Below are 16,048 nucleotides of genomic sequence, written 5' to 3' on the forward strand. Positions count from 1 at the left end.
GAAGTTCAGACCGGAGCCCCGCCGATCCACGTGGCCAGGTCTTCGACCGTAGGAGGCACCGGCGTCTCGCTGCGCAGGTCGCGGTGAACTGCGCGGACCAACTCCGGGCATCGCAACAGGATTCGCGCGGCTATACTGTCCTTTTTGGATAGTGTGAGGCCGAGTCCGACCAGTGCGGCGGGGTCGTCGGGGTCGGCTTCGAGCGCGGCCCGGTAGCCGGCGACGGCGTCGTCGGCATGCCCGGCCACGTACGCGAAGTCGGCCTGGATCGCGCCGGGCACCTGCGGCCAGAGTTCGGCCAGCCGAGCGTCGCCGTGTTCGCCGAGCAGCAATCTGACGAGGTCCGCGCGGGCGTTTTCCCACCTGCCGTCGGAGACGGTGTCCAGGACCACGGATTCCGTGAGGTCGACGGCGGGCGGCCGGGCGTCGCCCGCCAGCCATGCGCTCACGAGCTCCTTGACCGTCTCGAGTGCGGGCCGGAGATGACGCATCCGCCAGCCGGCGTAGTGATCGGCGGTCAGGATGTCGGCCCAGCGCGCCGCTTCCGTCAGGACGGGTTCGTCCTGCCACGGCCGCATCCGCTCCGCAACCCCGGCGAGGAACCGCCGGCCCGCGTCGGTCAGCGCCGGATCTTCCCGTACTGCCAGCAGCGTTCGCCAGGTCTGGCCACGCCAGTGCGCGAACTCGAACGCCGCGAGCCGGTCATCCGGTGCCGCGCGGGAAAACGCCATCCAGCACCACGTCACCCCGAAGAAGGCGTAAATGCCGTGCACGACCCCGCCGAGTGGTCGAGGGTCCTCACGCCAAGGTGCGTAGAGCCGCTCGGTGCGATCGTCGTCATGCAGTCGGACCAGGTGCAGGAGACCGCCGAGCCGGATGTGGTGGAACTCGTGAACCAGAGCGGCAGCCAGCGGTGCCGGGTCGTCGGGCTCGGCGATCACCGCGCTGCCGAAGGCCTCCCCGGTCGACGCGCTGGGCAGCCGGAAAGGCACGGCGGGAGCCGGGACGATCGAATCGAGCCCGGCGGGCAATGCCGCCGTGAACTCCGGCAGGTGATCGGCGATCATCCCCCAAGCCCGGCCGAGCACGTTACTCCAGGTCTCGAACGCCTCGGCGCTCAGCCGGTCGGGAGCGATCGGCTCGAACAGGCCGCGATACGGGTCGAGGTCGTCGATTCGCAGGTTCAGCACGGCGTAGCCGGTGCCCAGCGCGATCGTCCGGATGCCGGACCAGCCGGCCGAGCTGGTCGTCGGGTCGGCCGGCAAGGTCACCGACGCATGGTCGTTGACCACGCGCACGACACCGTGCTCGCTGAGCACCCGGGCGGCCGAGAACGCTTGGGGGTGCGTGAGCTGGGCCATGCCGAGAGTAGGCAGTGTGACCCTGCCCTGCCACGCCGGAACATCGAGAGCGAAATCGAGCCCCGCACGGATGGCGGCGGCCGCGGCTAGGGCGTTGAGGTGCCCGATGATCATCCAAGACGGCTGCGACGGAGTTAGGTGCTCGTGAAGCATGCGGGTCGCGTAGCCCACCCAGAACCCTGTGTACGGGTGGTTCAGCACTGTGTTCAGCGCGTGCGGGGACGCCGGTTCCACCTCGCTCAGCAGATCCCACGCTGCTTCCGGGGAGGGTAGCGGCGTTCCAGGTGCCTCGCCGGCTTCGTCCATCAGACATCGCAGCAGGAGCAGCCGCCTGCTACGTTCCACCGCGCGCAGCGCGCGCACTCCACCGGTCCCGCCCTCGCCGCGGGAGAGCTGGTCGAAGACCGCCCAGGGCAGGGTGTGCTTGGCCGGTTCGGGAACCGTGTTGTTCGGTCTCGACACGCGAAAACCCTTTCCCCGGATCAATCGACCCGCTTGGCCCCGCCACTCGAACTGGCGGTGACGGGAATGTGGGCGGCCCGCACGACGGCGTGCCGCAATGAGCGGCGAAGGGTGGCGGAGTCGAGCGCCCGTAACGCGGACAGCGACAGGGAACCAAGATCGAGGAGTTCGGATGAAATCTCCGGGTCTCCGTTGCTGCCCGGCGATCGCATCGACGTCCTCTCCCGGTGGGCCAGACTAGAGGGCAGAAAATTAGCGCACGGTCGGTCCCGTGTTTCGCGCGGGGCCCGGTCCGGCACGTGCGAACTCCCGCGCAGAGTATCGCGCGGGACGTCGGAGAGGCACCCCTGCTTCTGTGCGCACCGGGGGTGCGACTCTGCGTCGCCGCCGACACTCCGCGGGCGGATCCAGCAGGGTGAGTTGGCGGGTTGGAATGTTTGTTTCCGTAACACTCCGGTGAGATGTCCGGGAATTGTCACTCGTGCGGTTCGAAAAACGCCACCGATACCCCAAGCGCGGTCTGCAACAAGGTCGTCAGCTCGGCTTCGAAGTTCGGCCGGGCGGCCACCCGGCGGGTTCGGGCCAGGTCGTTCGCGATCGTCAGCGCCGCATGCACCGTGATCTTCGCTTCTCTCGGTGGCAGTTCAGAGCGGACCGCCGAAAGCAGTGTCACCCACTGCGCGACATAGGCCCGTTGGACCCGCAGCAGGTCCGCCTTGTCCCGGTCCGGCATCGTCACGCGGTCCGCCGAGAACGACACCAGTAGCTCCGGTGTGTGCAAGATCGTGTGCACGTATGACGCTGCCAGCCGGCGGAGGGCCGACAGCTCGTCTGGTGCCTGCAGTGCCCGCTCGGCCGCCAACGCCAGCCTGTCCGCCGCTCGGTGGCCGATTGCCACCATCAGTGCCGCCTTGCTGGGGAAGTGGCGGTACACGCTGGGGCCCGCTATGCCCGCCGCCGCGCCGATGTCCTCCATGCTCACGTCGTGGAAGCCTCGGTGGGCGAACAGGGCCGTTGCCTCCGCCAGCACCTGCTCTCGGCGGGACGGCGTACCGAGGCTCAGGCTCGGCGGAGCAGGCGATGAAGACGGCGCCGGGAGTGTGGCGTTCAGCACACTCAGCGCCAGCTCGACCAGCAGTGCCGCGAACCGGCGGCGGGCCACCGTCGTGTGGTGGACCGATACGCTCCCGAACACCGATAGGGCCGCCCAGCAGAGCAGCTCCGCGTCCTCGGCCGGCAGTTCCGGGCGCTGGACCAGCAGCGCTTTCGACCACGTCGTCAGCGCCAGTGTCGAACGGCGGGCGATCTCGCGCTGGTCCTCCTTCGGGAGGTGGCGTCCTTCCCAGCGCCACAACGCCGCGATCTCGCGGCGCTCCACGGCCTGCGTCGCGAGCCGGCCGAGGAGGGATTCCAGCTGGTCAGACTGCGGAACCGAGTCCGACAAGGCCGAAGCCGTCGCCTCCTCCAGGTCCTCGAAGCCGTTCAGTACAACGTAAGACAGGATCGCCTGCTTGTCCGCGAAGTGCCGGTACAGCGCGGGCCCGGTGACGCCGGCCGCGTCCGCTATGTCCTTGATGCCGACTCCGGGGAAGCCGCGGGCGCGGAACAGCTCCGCCGCCACCGCGGCCAGCTGGGCCTTGCGGTCGCGCGGGCGCGCACTACGCACAGAGTCGGTCATGGTGAGTGAACGATAGCGGCTAACGGCACATCTGCAACCCATTGACACCATGGGGTTATCCGGCGATATGTTAATGGCCATTAGCCCTACTGGTCGGTATCATCGGCCATGGCACGAAGACGTCCACCCGCTCGCGAGGAGTTGTTCTGTGAGTAGCGAGGCCTACATCTACGAGGCGATCCGCACGCCTCGCGGCAAGAACAAGGGCGGTGCCCTGCACGGCACCAAGCCGGTCGACCTGGTGGTCGGCCTGATCGAAGAGCTCAAGGTCCGCCACCCGAACCTCGACCCGAAGGCGATCGACGACATCGTGCTCGGCGTCGTCTCGCCCGTCGGCGAGCAGGGCGCCGTCATCGCGCGCACCGCCGCGCTGAACGCCGGCCTGCCCGAGACCGTCGCGGGTGTGCAGCTCAATCGCTTCTGCGCCTCCGGCCTGGAAGCCACCAACACCGCCGCGCAGAAGGTCCGCTCCGGCTGGGACAACCTGATCATCGCCGGCGGCGTCGAGTCGATGTCGCGCGTGCCGATGGGCTCCGACGGCGGCGCGCTGTTCATGGACCCGGCCACCGCTTACGACAACTACATCGTTCCGCAGGGCACCGGCGCCGACCTGATCGCGACCATCGAGGGCTTCTCCCGCGAGGACGTCGACCGCTGGGCCGTCCGCTCGCAGGACCGCGCCGAGGCGGCCTGGTCCGGCGGCTACTTCGCCAAGTCCGTCGTCCCGGTCAAGGACATCAACGGCGTCACGGTCCTCGACCACGACGAGCACCGCCGTCCCGGGTCGACCGTCGAGGGTCTCGGCAAGCTCAAGCCCGCCTTCGCCGGCATCGGCGAGCTGGGCGGCTTCGACGCCGTGGCGCTGCAGAAGTACCACTCGGTCGAAAAGATCAACCACGTCCACACCGGCGGCAACTCATCCGGCATCGTCGACGGCGCCGCGCTGGTCCTCGTCGGCTCCGAGCAGGTCGGCAAGACCTTCGGCCTGACCCCGCGCGCCCGGATCGTGGCGACCGCGTCGATCGGCTCCGAGCCGACGATCATGCTCACCGGCCCCACCCCGGCCACCGAGAAGGTCCTGAAGGCCGCGGGCCTCAAGCCCGAGGACATCGACCTGTGGGAGCTCAACGAGGCGTTCGCGTCCGTCGTGCTCAAGTGGATCAAGGACCTGCACCTCGACGAGGAGAAGGTCAACGTCAACGGCGGCGCGATCGCCATGGGCCACCCGCTCGGCGCCACCGGCGCGATGCTGGTCGGCACCGTGGTCGACGAGCTCGAACGCCGCCAGGCGCGCCGCGCCCTGGTGACCCTGTGCATCGGCGGCGGCATGGGCGTCGCGACCATCATCGAGCGGGTGTGAGGACCACAATGGCCGAGAGCAAGACCATCCGCTGGGAGCAGGACTCCGACGGCATCGTCACCCTGACCCTGGACGACCCGAACCAGTCGGCGAACACCATGAACGCCGACTTCCGCGAGTCGCTCGGCGTGACCGTCGACCGCCTGGAGGCCGAGAAGGACTCCATCACCGGCGTCGTCATCACGTCCGCCAAGAAGACCTTCTTCGCCGGCGGCGACCTGAACGACCTCATCCAGGCGAAGCCCGAGAACGCGGTCGAGCTGACCGAGGGCAGCGGCGCGATGAAGGGCCAGATGCGCCGCATCGAGCAGCTCGGCAAGCCGGTCGTCGCGGCGATCAACGGCGCCGCGCTCGGCGGTGGCCTGGAGATCGCGCTGGCGACGCACCACCGCATCGCCGCCGACGTCAAGGGCAGCCAGATCGGTCTGCCCGAGGTGACGCTGGGCCTGCTGCCCGGCGGCGGTGGCGTCGTGCGCACCGTCCGCCTGCTCGGCATCCAGAGCGCGCTGCTGAACGTCCTGCTGCAGGGTCAGCGGCACCGTCCCGCCAAGGCGCTCGAGCTCGGCCTCGTGCACGAGCTCGTCGGCACGGTGGAGGAGCTCGTCCCCGCCGCGAAGGCGTGGATCAAAGCGAACCCCGAGGGCGGCGTCCAGCCGTGGGACGTCAAGGGCTACAAGATCCCGGGCGGCACGCCGTCGAACCCGAGCTTCGCGGCCAACCTCCCGGCGTTCCCGGCGAACCTGCGCAAGCAGATCAAGGGCGCGAACATGCCGGCGCCGCGGGCGATCCTGGCCGCCGCGATCGAGGGCGCGCAGGTCGACTTCGACACCGCGATCCAGATCGAGACGCGCTACTTCATCCACCTCGCCACCGGCCAGGTCTCGAAGAACATGACGAAGGCGTTCTTCTTCGACCTGCAGACCATCAACTCGGGCGGCTCGCGGCCCGACGGTTTCGAGAAGTACACGGCCAAGAAGGTCGGCGTGCTCGGCGCGGGCATGATGGGCGCCGCGATCGCGTACGTCTCGGCGAAGGCCGGCATCGACGTCGTCCTCAAGGACGTCTCGCTCGAGGCGGCCGAGAAGGGCAAGGGCTACGCGGAGAAGCTCGAGCAGAAGGCCCTCTCGCGCGGCAAGACCACGCAGGAGAAGTCGGACGCGCTGCTGGCGAAGATCAAGCCGACCGGTGACCCGGCCGACTTCGCGGGCGTCGACTTTGTCATCGAGGCCGTCTTCGAGAGCGTCGAGCTGAAGCACAAGGTGTTCGGCGAGATCGAGAGCGTCGTCAACGCCGACGCGGTCCTGGGCTCCAACACCTCGACGCTGCCGATCACCACCCTCGCCGAGGGCGTGCAGCGGACCGAGGACTTCATCGGGATCCACTTCTTCTCGCCGGTCGACAAGATGCCGCTGGTCGAGATCATCTGCGGCGAGAAGACGTCGCCGGCGACGCTGGCCAAGGTCTTCGACTACACGCTGCAGATCAAGAAGACCCCGATCGTCGTCAACGACAGCCGCGGCTTCTTCACCTCGCGCGTGATCGGCACGTTCATCAACGAAGCCGTCGCCGCGCTGGGCGAGGGCGTCGAGCCGGCGTCGATCGAGCAGGCGGGTTCGCAGGCCGGTTACCCGGCGCCGCCGCTGCAGCTGATGGACGAGCTGACGCTGACCTTACCGCGTAAGATCCGCAAGGAAACCCGTGAGGCGATCGAGGCCGCGGGCGGCACGTGGAAGGCGCACGCGTCCGAGGCCGTGATCGACCGGATGCTCGACGAGTACGACCGCAAGGGCCGCTCGACGGGCGCGGGCTTCTACGAGTACGACGCCGAGGGCAAGCGGGCCGGGCTGTGGCCGGGCCTGCGCGACGCGTTCAAGTCGGGCTCGACCGAGGTGCCGTTCGAGGACCTCAAGGAGCGGATGCTGTTCGCCGAGGCGCTCGAGACGGTGAAGTGCTTCGACGAGGGCGTGCTGACGTCGGTCGCGGACGCCAACATCGGCTCGATCTTCGGCATCGGCTTCCCGGCGTGGACCGGCGGTGTCATCCAGTACATCAACCAGTACGAGGGTGGCCTGCAGGGCTTCGTCGACCGGTCGCGTGAGCTGGCCGCCCGGTACGGCGACCACTTCGAGCCGCCGGCTTCGCTGGTGGAGAAGGCCGCCAAGGGCGAGATCTACGAATAAGGGCTGAAGCGTCGAAGGCCGTCACTCCGGTGGCGGCCTTCGACGTGTCCGCCTGTTTGTCCGCTTCCGTTCGCCCATCGGTCACCACGCGCGGGTTAATCTCCGCCCATGCGCCGTTCCCTCACGGTGGCGCTCGCCGCCGCCCTGCTCGCCTCGACGTTGACAACGATGTCAGCAGCCGCCGATCTGACTTCTGCCGACTTCGTCGATCCGCTCATCGGCTCCGCCGGGGACGGCAACACCTACCCCGGCGCCACCGCGCCGTTCGGCATGCTCGCCTGGAGCCCGACCAGCACCCGCGGCGACCAGACGTCGACCGGGGCCGCCAACGGCTACCAGTACGACACCACGCGCCTGCGCGGCTTCAGCCTCACCCACGTCAACGGCGCCGGCTGCAACCCCGGGGCCGCCGGTGACGTGCCGATCCTGCCCTTCGCCGGCGACGTCACCTCGTCGCCGACCGCCGACACCACCGACGCCGTCTACGCGAGCAACTTCAGCCACGCCGACGAAGCCGCGACCCCCGGCCGCTACCGACTCGGCCTGCAGAGCGGCGTCACGACCGACGTCGCCGCGACCGAACGGACCGCGATCGGCACGCTGTCCTACCCGCGGGACAAGCCGGCCAGCCTGCTCTTCCGGACGTCGAACTCCCTGAACGGCAGCGAAGACGCCGAGACGCACATCGACGCGGCGAACCGGCGCGTGACCGGGTCCGTGCTCACCGGCGCGTTCTGCGGCCGCCGCGCGAACGGCGGTGTCAACAACCGCAAGTCCTACTACCGGCTGTACTTCACCGCGCAGTTCGACCAGCCCGTCACCGGCACCGGGACGTGGAAGGACGCGACGCTCCAGCCGGGCGGCACCGACCAGACCGGCGGCGAGGGCTACGCGACCGGCAAGGACCGCGCGGGACGCGGCTCCGGCGGCTACGTCACCTTCGCGCCCGGCAGCAAGGTCACCATGCGGATCGCGATCTCCTACGTCTCGCTCGAAGGCGCGGAACGCAACCTCCGGGCCGAGCAGCCGAAGAAGTCCACTGTGGACAGCCTCGCCGCCAAGACGAAGAAGGCGTGGAACGCCGAACTCGACCGGGTGCAGGTCTCCGGGGGCACCGCCAACCAGCGGATCACCTTCACGACCGCCCTATACCACGGCCTGCAGCAGCCGAATCTCGTCAGCGACGTCGACGGCCAGTACCTCGGCATGGACGGCAAACCGCACCGCGTCGAACGCGGGCAGGATGCGCAGTACTCCAACTTCTCCGGTTGGGACCAGTACCGCGCGCACGTGCAGCTTCTAGCACTGATAGAGCCGCGCGTCGCGGGGAACTTCGCGCAATCGCTGTTCAACTACGCGAAGCAGAACGACGGCGTCTGGGACCGATGGGTGCACGTCAACGGCGCGACGCACGTGATGACCGGCGACCCGTCGGCGGCGACGATCGCGACCTTCTACGCGATGGGCGTGCGCAACTTCGACTACCGCGGCGCGTTCGATTCGCTGTATCGGCAGGCTACGGTGTCTCGCCCCGAAGGCCTGCAGGACGGCGGCTGCCCCGGGCAGTGCGTCGGCCAGCGGCCCAACCTTACGCAGTACGTCACGTCGCACTACGCGCCGAACGACGTCTGCCACTGCTGGGGCGGCGCCGCCGAGACGCTGGAGGACTCCGTCGCCGACTCGGCACTCGGACAATTCGCGGAGTTGCTGGGCCGCCCGCGCGAAGCCGCGGAGATGCGCGCACGGGGTGCGTACTGGCGGAACGTCTTCAACCCGGAGACGGGCTACACGCAAGCTCGGAACGTCGACGGCAGCTGGGTGACACCGTTCGACCCGGCGAGCGACCGCGGCTTCGCGCAGGGCAGCGCGGCGGCGTACACGTGGATGGTCCCGCAGGACGTCTCCGGTCTCGCCGACGCGATGGGCGGCAAGGCCACCGCGATCACCCGGCTCGACGGCTTCTTCCACGACGCGAGCGGCAACTGGCAGCTGAAGGGCGGCGGCCCGCTCAAGTACGACCCGACGAACGAGCCCGACATCCACGCGCCCTGGTTGTACAACGAGCTGGGGCAGCCGTGGAAGACGCAGGAGACCGTCCGGCAGCTGGTGAACTCCGTGTACGGCACCGGCCCGTCCGGGCTGCCCGGCAACGACGACCTCGGCACGATGTCCGCCTGGTACGTCTTCGCCGCGCTCGGCATCTACCCGCGCACGCCGGGCTCGGGCGAGCTGCTGCTGTCGAGCCCGCTGTTCCAATCCGCCGTGATCCGGCCGGCGGGTGGCGCGCCGATCCGGATCACGACGTCGGGCAGCGGGAAGTACGTCCAGGACGTCCGCCGCGACGGCCGGCCGCAGCGCGACTGGAAGGTCGACGCGTCGTTCCTGCGCGGCGGGCACTTGGACTTCCGCCTGTCCGAGACGCCGGCGACCTGGGGGAGTTAGGGCTCCAGCGCGAGGTGCGGCAGGCGGCGGTCCAGCCACCGGGGCAGCCACCACGCCCGCGCGCCGAGCAGGCGCATGACCGCCGGGACGACCAGGCAGCGGATCACCAGCGCGTCGAGCAGGACCGCCGTTGCCAGGCCGAGGCCGAACTGCGCCAGCATGCGTGACGGGTCCAGCAGGAACGCGCCGAACACCAGCACCATGATCGCGCCCGCCGCGGTGATCACCGCGCCGGTCGACGCGAGGCCTTCGCGCACCGCGAGGCGCGCGTCGCCGGTGCGGCGCCACTCCTCGTGCATGCGCGACACGAGGAACACCTCGTAGTCCATCGACAGCCCGAACACGATCGCGAAGATCATCACCGGCACGAACGCCTCGATCGGTCCCGGCTGCGCGCCGAACCAGCCGTCGCCGAACACCAGCGTCATGACACCGAGCGAGGCTCCGATGCTGAGCAGGTTCAGCAGCGCCGCCTTCAGCGGGATGAGGATCGACCGGAACACGACCATCAGCAGCAGCGCGGACAGCCCGACGACGACCAGCACGAACAGCGGCAGCCGGTCGGCGACGGCGTCCGCGAAGTCCGTCGCGGCCGCCACCGAGCCGCCGACCAGGTAGTGGCCGCCCGGCAATGTCGGGAGGACGTCGGTTCGCAGGCGCGTCACCAGTTCGGCGGTCGCTTCGTCCTGAGGCGAGGTCGTCGGGAACGCGAGGACGGTCCGGCCCATCGGCGGCAGCACGCGCGCGATGCCGGGCGTCGCCGCGAGCTTCTGCTGCAGTGCGGCGGTGTCGCCGTTTTCGCTGACGATCGCCAACGGCCCGCTGAAGCCCGGTCCGAAGCCTTCGGCCAGCAGGTCGTACGCCTGCCGCGTCGTCGATCCGGCGGGGTCGGTGCCGGCGTCGGCGAACCCGAGCCGCATGCCCGCGGCCGGGATCGACAGCCCGACGAGGACGATCAGCCCGATCGCGAGCGGGGCCAGCGGCCGCTTCTGGACGCCGTCGGCGAGCCGTCGCCACGTCTTGCCGTGCTCGCGACGGGCGGCGTGCTTGCGGATGCCGCGTTCGAGCCGCTCGCCGAACAGCGACAGCAGCGCGGGCAGGAGCGTCACCGACGCGAGCATGGTCATCAGGACGGTGAGCGCGACGGCCAGCGCCACCCCGCGCAGCCCGCCGAGGCCGAGCGCGAGCAGGCCGAGCAGCGCGATGATCACCGTCGTCCCGGCGAACAGCACCGAGCGACCGGCGGTGTCGAGCGCCCGGCGCGCGGCCGTGTCCCGGTCGTGGCCGGCGAGGAGCTCGCCGCGGTAGCGGGAGAAGATCAGCAACGCGTAGTCGACGCCGACGCCGAACCCGACCAGCATCATCAACGGCGAGGTGTAGCTCGCGATGTCGACGAAGTGCGAGATGACCGTGATCACGCCCAGCGTGCTGCCGACGGCGAACACCGCGGTGATGACCGGCAACCCTGCGGCGAGCAGTGAGCGGAACAGGAACACGAGGATGACCAGCGCGGCCAGCAGCCCGACACCTTCCGCGGGGCCGCCGCCTCCCGAGATCCGCTCGATCGGGTCGCCGGCGAGAGCTACTTCGACCGGTCCGGCCCGCTTCGCCGTGTCGGCGAACTTCACGATGTCGTCGTACGCGAGGTCGGTCGAAGCGACGTCGAAGGTGACGGTCGCGTAGCCGATGCGTCCGTCCCGAGACAGCGTATCGAGCGGATCGGTCACGGACCGCACGTGCGGCTGCGATCGGACATTTCCCAGAGTGTTCTCGATCGCGGCGCGCTGCGTGGCGAGCCCGTCGTCCGCCTTGAACATGATCTGCGCGGACGCGCCGGACTGCGCGGTGTTCTGCAGCATGTCGACGACCTGCTGCGATTCGGTGCCGGGCAGCGAGTTGTCGTCGTGGAACGCGCTGCCGGTCAGGCGGGACGTGAACGTGACGCCGATGAGGACCAGCGCCCAGAGTGCGACGGCGAGCCACCGGTGGCGCTGCGCCCAGCCGGCCAGTTTCGCCAGGCTTCCCCCGGTGGGGCGAGTGATGGTGTCCATGGTGGACAAGGATTCGCCGCGAGGGCACTGCTTCGCGTCGCGCAGCGGAGGACACTTGCCGTGCTCCCGGCGGTGTCCCTTACGGCGTATCCCGTACCCCTGCGGGAGTACGGCTAGGGGGTGAGCCACCTCGGCGTCACCGCGCCGGACTCGTAGGCGAGGACGACGAGCTGCGCGCGGTCGCGCATGCCGGTCTTCGTCATGATGCGGCTGACGTGCGTCTTCGCCGTCGCCGGGCTGAGGGTCAGTTCGCGCGCGATCTCGTCGTTCGACAGGCCGGCCGCGACCAGGGAGAGCACTTCGCGTTCGCGGTCGGTGAGCCGGTCGAGCGCGGGAGCCGGTGCCGGGCGCGTGACGCGCGCGGCGAACTCCGAGATCAGCCGCCGGGTGATCGACGGCGCCAGCAGCGCGTCGCCGCGGGCCACCACGCGCACGGCGTGGATCAGCTCTTCAGGCTCGGTGTCCTTGACCAGGAACCCGCTCGCACCCGCGCGCAAGGCGCCGTAGACGTCCTCGTCGAGGTCGAACGTCGTGAGGATGACGACCTTACTGTGTACGGCCGGGTCTTCCAGGAGGTGCCGGGTGGCGGCCAGGCCGTCGAGCACCGGCATGCGGATGTCCATCAGCACGACGTCCGGGCGGTGGTCGTGCGCGGCCTGCAGAGCTTCGCGGCCGTCGGCGGCCTCGGCGACGACGTCGATGTCGGCCTCACCGTCCAAAATAGACCGGAAGCCGGCGCGGACCAGCCGCTGGTCGTCGACGAGCAGGACCCGGATCATCGGCCCATCATCGCACCGGCAACCGGGCGCGGACTCGATAACCGCCGCCTTCGCGCGGCGCTGCGGTCAACTCCCCGCCGAGCGCCCGCGCGCGTTCGGCCATGCCGCGGATCCCGGTGCCCGGCGGGGCGTCGCCGCCGCGGCCGTCGTCGTCGACCTGCACGGACAACACGTCGGCGCCGTACCCCAGCCGGACGACGACGGTGTTCGCTCCGGCGTGCTTGGCGACGTTCGTCAACGCTTCCTGCACCACGCGGAACGCGGCGTGCTCGACGTCCGGCGGCAGGTCGCGGGCGACGCCGTCGATCTCGGTGCGCACGGTCAGCCCGGACGCGCCGACCGACTCGGCCAGTTCCGCCACCCGCGAAAGGCTCGGCTCGGCCTGGCGGAGCATGCCGAGCGTCGCGCGCAACTCCTGGAGTGCGGTCTTGCTGGCGTCCTTGATGGTGCCGAGGGCCTCTTCGGCCTGCGCGGGATCACGCCGGTGCAGCGCGGCGCCCGCCTGGACGTTGATCAGTGATAGGTGGTGGCCGAGGGCATCGTGCAGTTCGCGGGCGATGCGCAGCCGCTCGTCCGTGGCGCGGGCCCGGGCTTCGGCCTCCTTGGTGCGCTCGGCCTCGGCGCGGTAGTGCGCGACGGCACCACCGGCGACGAGCGCGACGAACCAGCCGGTCATCAGGAAGAACGCGAAGTTGTCGACGTGCCGCCCGGTCCGCGAGCCGACCTCGCCGACGGCGACCCCGGCCATCGCGGCGACGACGAGCAGCGCGGCCCCGCGGATCCGTCCCGCCGCGGCCGCGTTGTAGAGCGCGTAGGCGAAGGCGAGCAGGACGAGCCCGTCCGGATCGGTGAGCGGGTAGTAGAGGGCGCAGCAGACGAGCGTGAACCCGGCGACGCTCAGCGGGAACTTACGGCGTAAGAAAACTGCGGCGCAGCCGAGAACGGTGAGCACCCAGCCGACGGCGGCGTGGTGCGCTGGCTTGGCGCCGTCGTTCAGGACGGCGAACAGCGAGCCGACGAGCACCGCGACGGTGACCGCGAGTTCGGGAGCCCAACGCCGCAACCAGGCCATGCGGCGAGTCTAGGGGCCGTAACAAACGCTGACGGGCACGACGGATACGCCCATTGCCGCATCCGACGTGCCGGTTGCCACGACTACCGGCGCACGCCGTCGTGCCGAAGACCGCGCCGACGCACGCCGCGGTGCGCTGATTGCGCCAAGCCGGCCGCGTGCGGGCCGACTACTACCGGAACTCCGACGGCAACTGCGTCCACCGGCCCAGCGACAACCCGTCCGGCGCCACCGCGATCTGCAAAGACGGCTCCTACAGCTACAGCCAGCACCGCTCCGGCACGTGTTCCGGGCACGGAGGCGTGCGCACCTGGTTGTGACAAGAGCACCAATCGAGCGGAAAACCCCCGATGCGTAGGTACAGTGCATCAAGTTGCATGATGCGTACTAACTACACACCGGGGGTGTGCTGGTGTCCGAGACCGGACGGTCCGGCCGCGCGATCGTCGTGGTGCTCGCCTCGTGCGGGCTGGTCGCGTCGTTCATGCAGACGCTGGTCGTGCCGCTCATCCCGGTCTTCCCGCGGCTGCTGAACGCCTCGGCGGCCGACGCGTCGTGGGTCGTCACCGTGACACTGCTGGCCGCGGCCGTCATCACGCCGGTCAGCGGCCGGCTCGGCGACCTCTACGGCAAGCGCCGGATGATCCTCGTCAGCCTCGCGCTGCTCATCGCCGGCTCGGTCGTGTCCGCGACGACGAGCGCGCTCGCGTTCCACATCCTCGGCCGCGGGCTGCAGGGCTGCGCGATGGGTGTCATCCCGCTCGGCATCAGCATCATGCGCGACGAGCTCCCGCCCGAACGCGTCGGCGGCGCGATCTCCCTCATGAGCGCGACGCTCGGGGTGGGTGGCGCGATCGGGCTACCGGTCGCCGCGATCGTCGCCGAGAACGCCGACTGGCACGTGCTGTTCTGGATGTCCGCCGGTCTCGGGCTCCTCTTCGCGCTGCTGATCGTCAAGTTCGTGCCGGAGTCGCCGCTGCGCACGCCCGCGCCGTTCGACTACTTCGGCGCGCTCGGGCTGGCCGCCGGCCTGGTCTGCCTGCTGCTGCCGGTCGTCAAGGGCGCCACCTGGGGCTGGACCAGCACGCCGACGCTCGGGTTCGCCGCGGCGGCCGTCGTCGTCCTGCTCGGCTGGGGCGCCTACCAGCTGCGCCGGCGCGATCCGCTCGTCGACCTGCGCGTGTCCGCGCGGCGGCCGGTGCTGTTCACGAACCTGGCCTCGATCATGGTCGGGTTCTCGATGTACGCCATGGCGTTGTCCTTCCCGCAGCTGCTGCAGGCGTCCGCGTCGACCGGCTACGGGCTGGGCCAGACGATGGTCGAGTCCGGCCTCACCCTCGCCCCGAACGGCCTGGTGATGATGCTGCTCTCGCCGGTGTCGGCCCGGCTCATCACCCGCTTCGGCCCGCGTCCGACCCTGATGACCGGCGCGCTGGTGATCGCCGTCGGGTACCTGTTCGCGATCGTGCTGATGGACAACGCGGCCGAGCTGATCACGGCGTCGGTCATCATCGGCGCCGGGGTGGGCATCGCCTACGCCGCGATGCCCGCGCTGATCATGGGCTCGGTGCCGGTCACCGAAACGGCGTCCGCGAACGGCCTGAACTCCCTCATGCGCTCGGTCGGCACGGCGGTGTCGAGCGCGGTGATGGCGGCGATGCTGGCCCAGCTGACGATCACCGTCGGCGGGCTGACGGTGCCGTCGCTGTTCGGCTTCCGGGCGACGTTCGCCGTGGCCGCGTTCGCCGCGCTGGCCGGCGTGCTGCTGGCCGGGCTGGTGCCGAAGACGCGGGTCGCACCGGAACTCGTCGGCGCCGTCTAGCCCGTTGCCTAGTTCTTGCGTGCCACCAAGGCGAGCCCGCCGCACTCGGCCGGGTTCTCCGGCACGTCCGCCGGGTCGTCCGGCCGCCACTGCGGGATGAAGACGATGCCCGGGTCGAGGATCTCGAAGCCGTCCACGAGCGCGCGCAGCTCGTCGGCCGTGCGGGGCGTCACCGGGTTGGCGCTCTTCTGGTACATCGCGACCGCGCGGGCGGTGCCGTCGCTCTGCTGCTCGGGAGTCGCCGACGACATGGCCAGGTAGCTGCCGGGCGCGAGCGCGTCGCGGTAGGCGGCGATCAGCCGGGCCGGGTCGCGCTCGTCCGGGATGAAGTGCACGAACAACGCCATCACGACCATGACCGGCTGGTCGAGGTCCAGCATCATCTCGGTGGTCTCGTGCTCGAGGACGTCGTCGGGGAACTCGGCGTCGGCGTGCACCATGACCGCGTTCTCGTTGTCCTCGAGCACGATCTCGCTGTGCGCGACGGCGACCGGCTCGTTGTCGACGTAGACGACGCGGGCCGTCGGGTCGACGGCGTGCGCGATCTCGTGGACGTGCCCGACGGTCGGCATGCCCGAGCCGATGTCGAGGAACTGCCGGATCCCGTTGTCCAGCCCGAACCGGATGGCCCGGCGCAGCCACTGCCGGTTCAGCCGCGCGCGCTCCCGCGCGTTGGGCTGCGCGGTGAGCACCTGGTCGGCGAACATCCGGTCGACGGCGTAGTTGAGCTGGCCGCCGAGGATGTAGTCGTACACGCGCGCGGGGTTCGGCTTGTCGAGGTCGATGCCACGCCGCGCGTACTCGTCTTCACTCATTCGCCGCTCCACGGTCCGGTGTGACG

At 70.0% G+C, this 16,048-nt stretch carries 11 protein-coding genes; 5 read left to right on the top strand and 6 right to left on the bottom strand.

Annotated elements, in window-relative coordinates:
• Positions 1-5 precede the first annotated feature (5 nt).
• Together ACIQWX_RS13175 and ACIQWX_RS13180 are read right to left on the bottom strand one after the other, a co-directional pair.
• A complete protein-coding gene (locus ACIQWX_RS13175; protein ID WP_400868956.1) occupies positions 6-1,724 on the bottom strand; it encodes an aKG-HExxH-type peptide beta-hydroxylase in 1,719 nt (572 codons plus the stop codon).
• 574 nt (positions 1,725-2,298) lie between these two features.
• Complete coding sequence (locus tag ACIQWX_RS13180) at positions 2,299-3,501, bottom strand: TetR/AcrR family transcriptional regulator (RefSeq protein WP_400868958.1); 1,203 nt, start codon at positions 3,499-3,501, stop codon at positions 2,299-2,301.
• Positions 3,502-3,649: 148 nt separating this feature from the next.
• On the opposite strand from ACIQWX_RS13180, the gene ACIQWX_RS13185 reads away from it, so the two are divergent.
• The 3 genes from ACIQWX_RS13185 to ACIQWX_RS13195 all read left to right on the top strand — a co-directional run bounded on the left by ACIQWX_RS13185 (position 3,650) and on the right by ACIQWX_RS13195 (position 9,483).
• On the top strand, positions 3,650-4,861 hold the full coding sequence (locus tag ACIQWX_RS13185; RefSeq protein ID WP_400868960.1) for an acetyl-CoA C-acetyltransferase: 1,212 nt from the start codon (positions 3,650-3,652) through the stop codon (positions 4,859-4,861).
• Between the two features lie 8 nt (positions 4,862-4,869).
• Complete coding sequence (locus ACIQWX_RS13190) at positions 4,870-7,041, top strand: 3-hydroxyacyl-CoA dehydrogenase NAD-binding domain-containing protein (RefSeq protein ID WP_400869587.1); 2,172 nt, start codon at positions 4,870-4,872, stop codon at positions 7,039-7,041.
• Positions 7,042-7,149: 108 nt separating this feature from the next.
• Positions 7,150-9,483: a GH92 family glycosyl hydrolase gene (locus ACIQWX_RS13195; protein WP_400868961.1), complete on the top strand. Its 2,334-nt coding sequence runs from the start codon at positions 7,150-7,152 to the stop codon at positions 9,481-9,483.
• Here the strand turns inward: ACIQWX_RS13195 and ACIQWX_RS13200 are convergent.
• From ACIQWX_RS13200 to ACIQWX_RS13210, 3 genes are all read right to left on the bottom strand, one after another.
• A complete protein-coding gene (locus ACIQWX_RS13200) occupies positions 9,480-11,534 on the bottom strand; it encodes an MMPL family transporter (protein WP_400868963.1) in 2,055 nt (684 codons plus the stop codon). The two genes, ACIQWX_RS13195 and ACIQWX_RS13200, sit on opposite strands and share 4 nt — an antisense overlap.
• Positions 11,535-11,647: 113 nt before the next feature.
• Positions 11,648-12,313 carry a response regulator gene (locus ACIQWX_RS13205; protein WP_400868965.1) on the bottom strand — a complete coding sequence of 222 codons (666 nt, stop codon included), beginning with the start codon at positions 12,311-12,313 and terminating at the stop codon, positions 11,648-11,650.
• A gap of 7 nt (positions 12,314-12,320) precedes the next feature.
• Complete coding sequence (locus tag ACIQWX_RS13210) at positions 12,321-13,385, bottom strand: sensor histidine kinase (protein WP_400868967.1); 1,065 nt, start codon at positions 13,383-13,385, stop codon at positions 12,321-12,323.
• 140 nt (positions 13,386-13,525) lie between these two features.
• On the opposite strand from ACIQWX_RS13210, the gene ACIQWX_RS13215 reads away from it, so the two are divergent.
• Both ACIQWX_RS13215 and ACIQWX_RS13220 read left to right on the top strand, forming a co-directional pair.
• Positions 13,526-13,705 carry a DUF3761 domain-containing protein gene (locus ACIQWX_RS13215; protein WP_400868969.1) on the top strand — a complete coding sequence of 60 codons (180 nt, stop codon included), beginning with the start codon at positions 13,526-13,528 and terminating at the stop codon, positions 13,703-13,705.
• 92 nt (positions 13,706-13,797) lie between these two features.
• Positions 13,798-15,207: an MFS transporter gene (locus tag ACIQWX_RS13220; RefSeq protein ID WP_400868971.1), complete on the top strand. Its 1,410-nt coding sequence runs from the start codon at positions 13,798-13,800 to the stop codon at positions 15,205-15,207.
• Positions 15,208-15,215: 8 nt separating this feature from the next.
• Here the strand turns inward: ACIQWX_RS13220 and ACIQWX_RS13225 are convergent, their stop codons facing one another.
• Complete coding sequence (locus ACIQWX_RS13225; RefSeq protein ID WP_400868973.1) at positions 15,216-16,022, bottom strand: SAM-dependent methyltransferase; 807 nt, start codon at positions 16,020-16,022, stop codon at positions 15,216-15,218.
• Between the last annotated feature and the right edge of the window lie 26 nt (positions 16,023-16,048).

It is taken from the genome of Amycolatopsis sp. NPDC098790 (genome assembly GCF_044759945.1).
Lineage (GTDB): Bacteria > Actinomycetota > Actinomycetes > Mycobacteriales > Pseudonocardiaceae > Amycolatopsis.

Bases quoted from the DNA above. Each gene is read 5' to 3' on its own strand.
- ACIQWX_RS13210 (WP_400868967.1), bottom strand. From the start codon at position 13,385: ATGGCCTGGTTGCGGCGTTGGGCTCCCGAACTCGCGGTCACCGTCGCG.
- ACIQWX_RS13200 (WP_400868963.1), bottom strand. From the start codon at position 11,534: ATGGACACCATCACTCGCCCCACCGGGGGAAGCCTGGCGAAACTGGCC.
- ACIQWX_RS13195 (WP_400868961.1), top strand. From the start codon at position 7,150: ATGCGCCGTTCCCTCACGGTGGCGCTCGCCGCCGCCCTGCTCGCCTCG.
- ACIQWX_RS13225 (WP_400868973.1), bottom strand. From the start codon at position 16,022: ATGAGTGAAGACGAGTACGCGCGGCGTGGCATCGACCTCGACAAGCCG.
- ACIQWX_RS13190 (WP_400869587.1), top strand. From the start codon at position 4,870: ATGGCCGAGAGCAAGACCATCCGCTGGGAGCAGGACTCCGACGGCATC.
- ACIQWX_RS13180 (WP_400868958.1), bottom strand. From the start codon at position 3,501: ATGACCGACTCTGTGCGTAGTGCGCGCCCGCGCGACCGCAAGGCCCAG.
- ACIQWX_RS13205 (WP_400868965.1), bottom strand. From the start codon at position 12,313: ATGATCCGGGTCCTGCTCGTCGACGACCAGCGGCTGGTCCGCGCCGGC.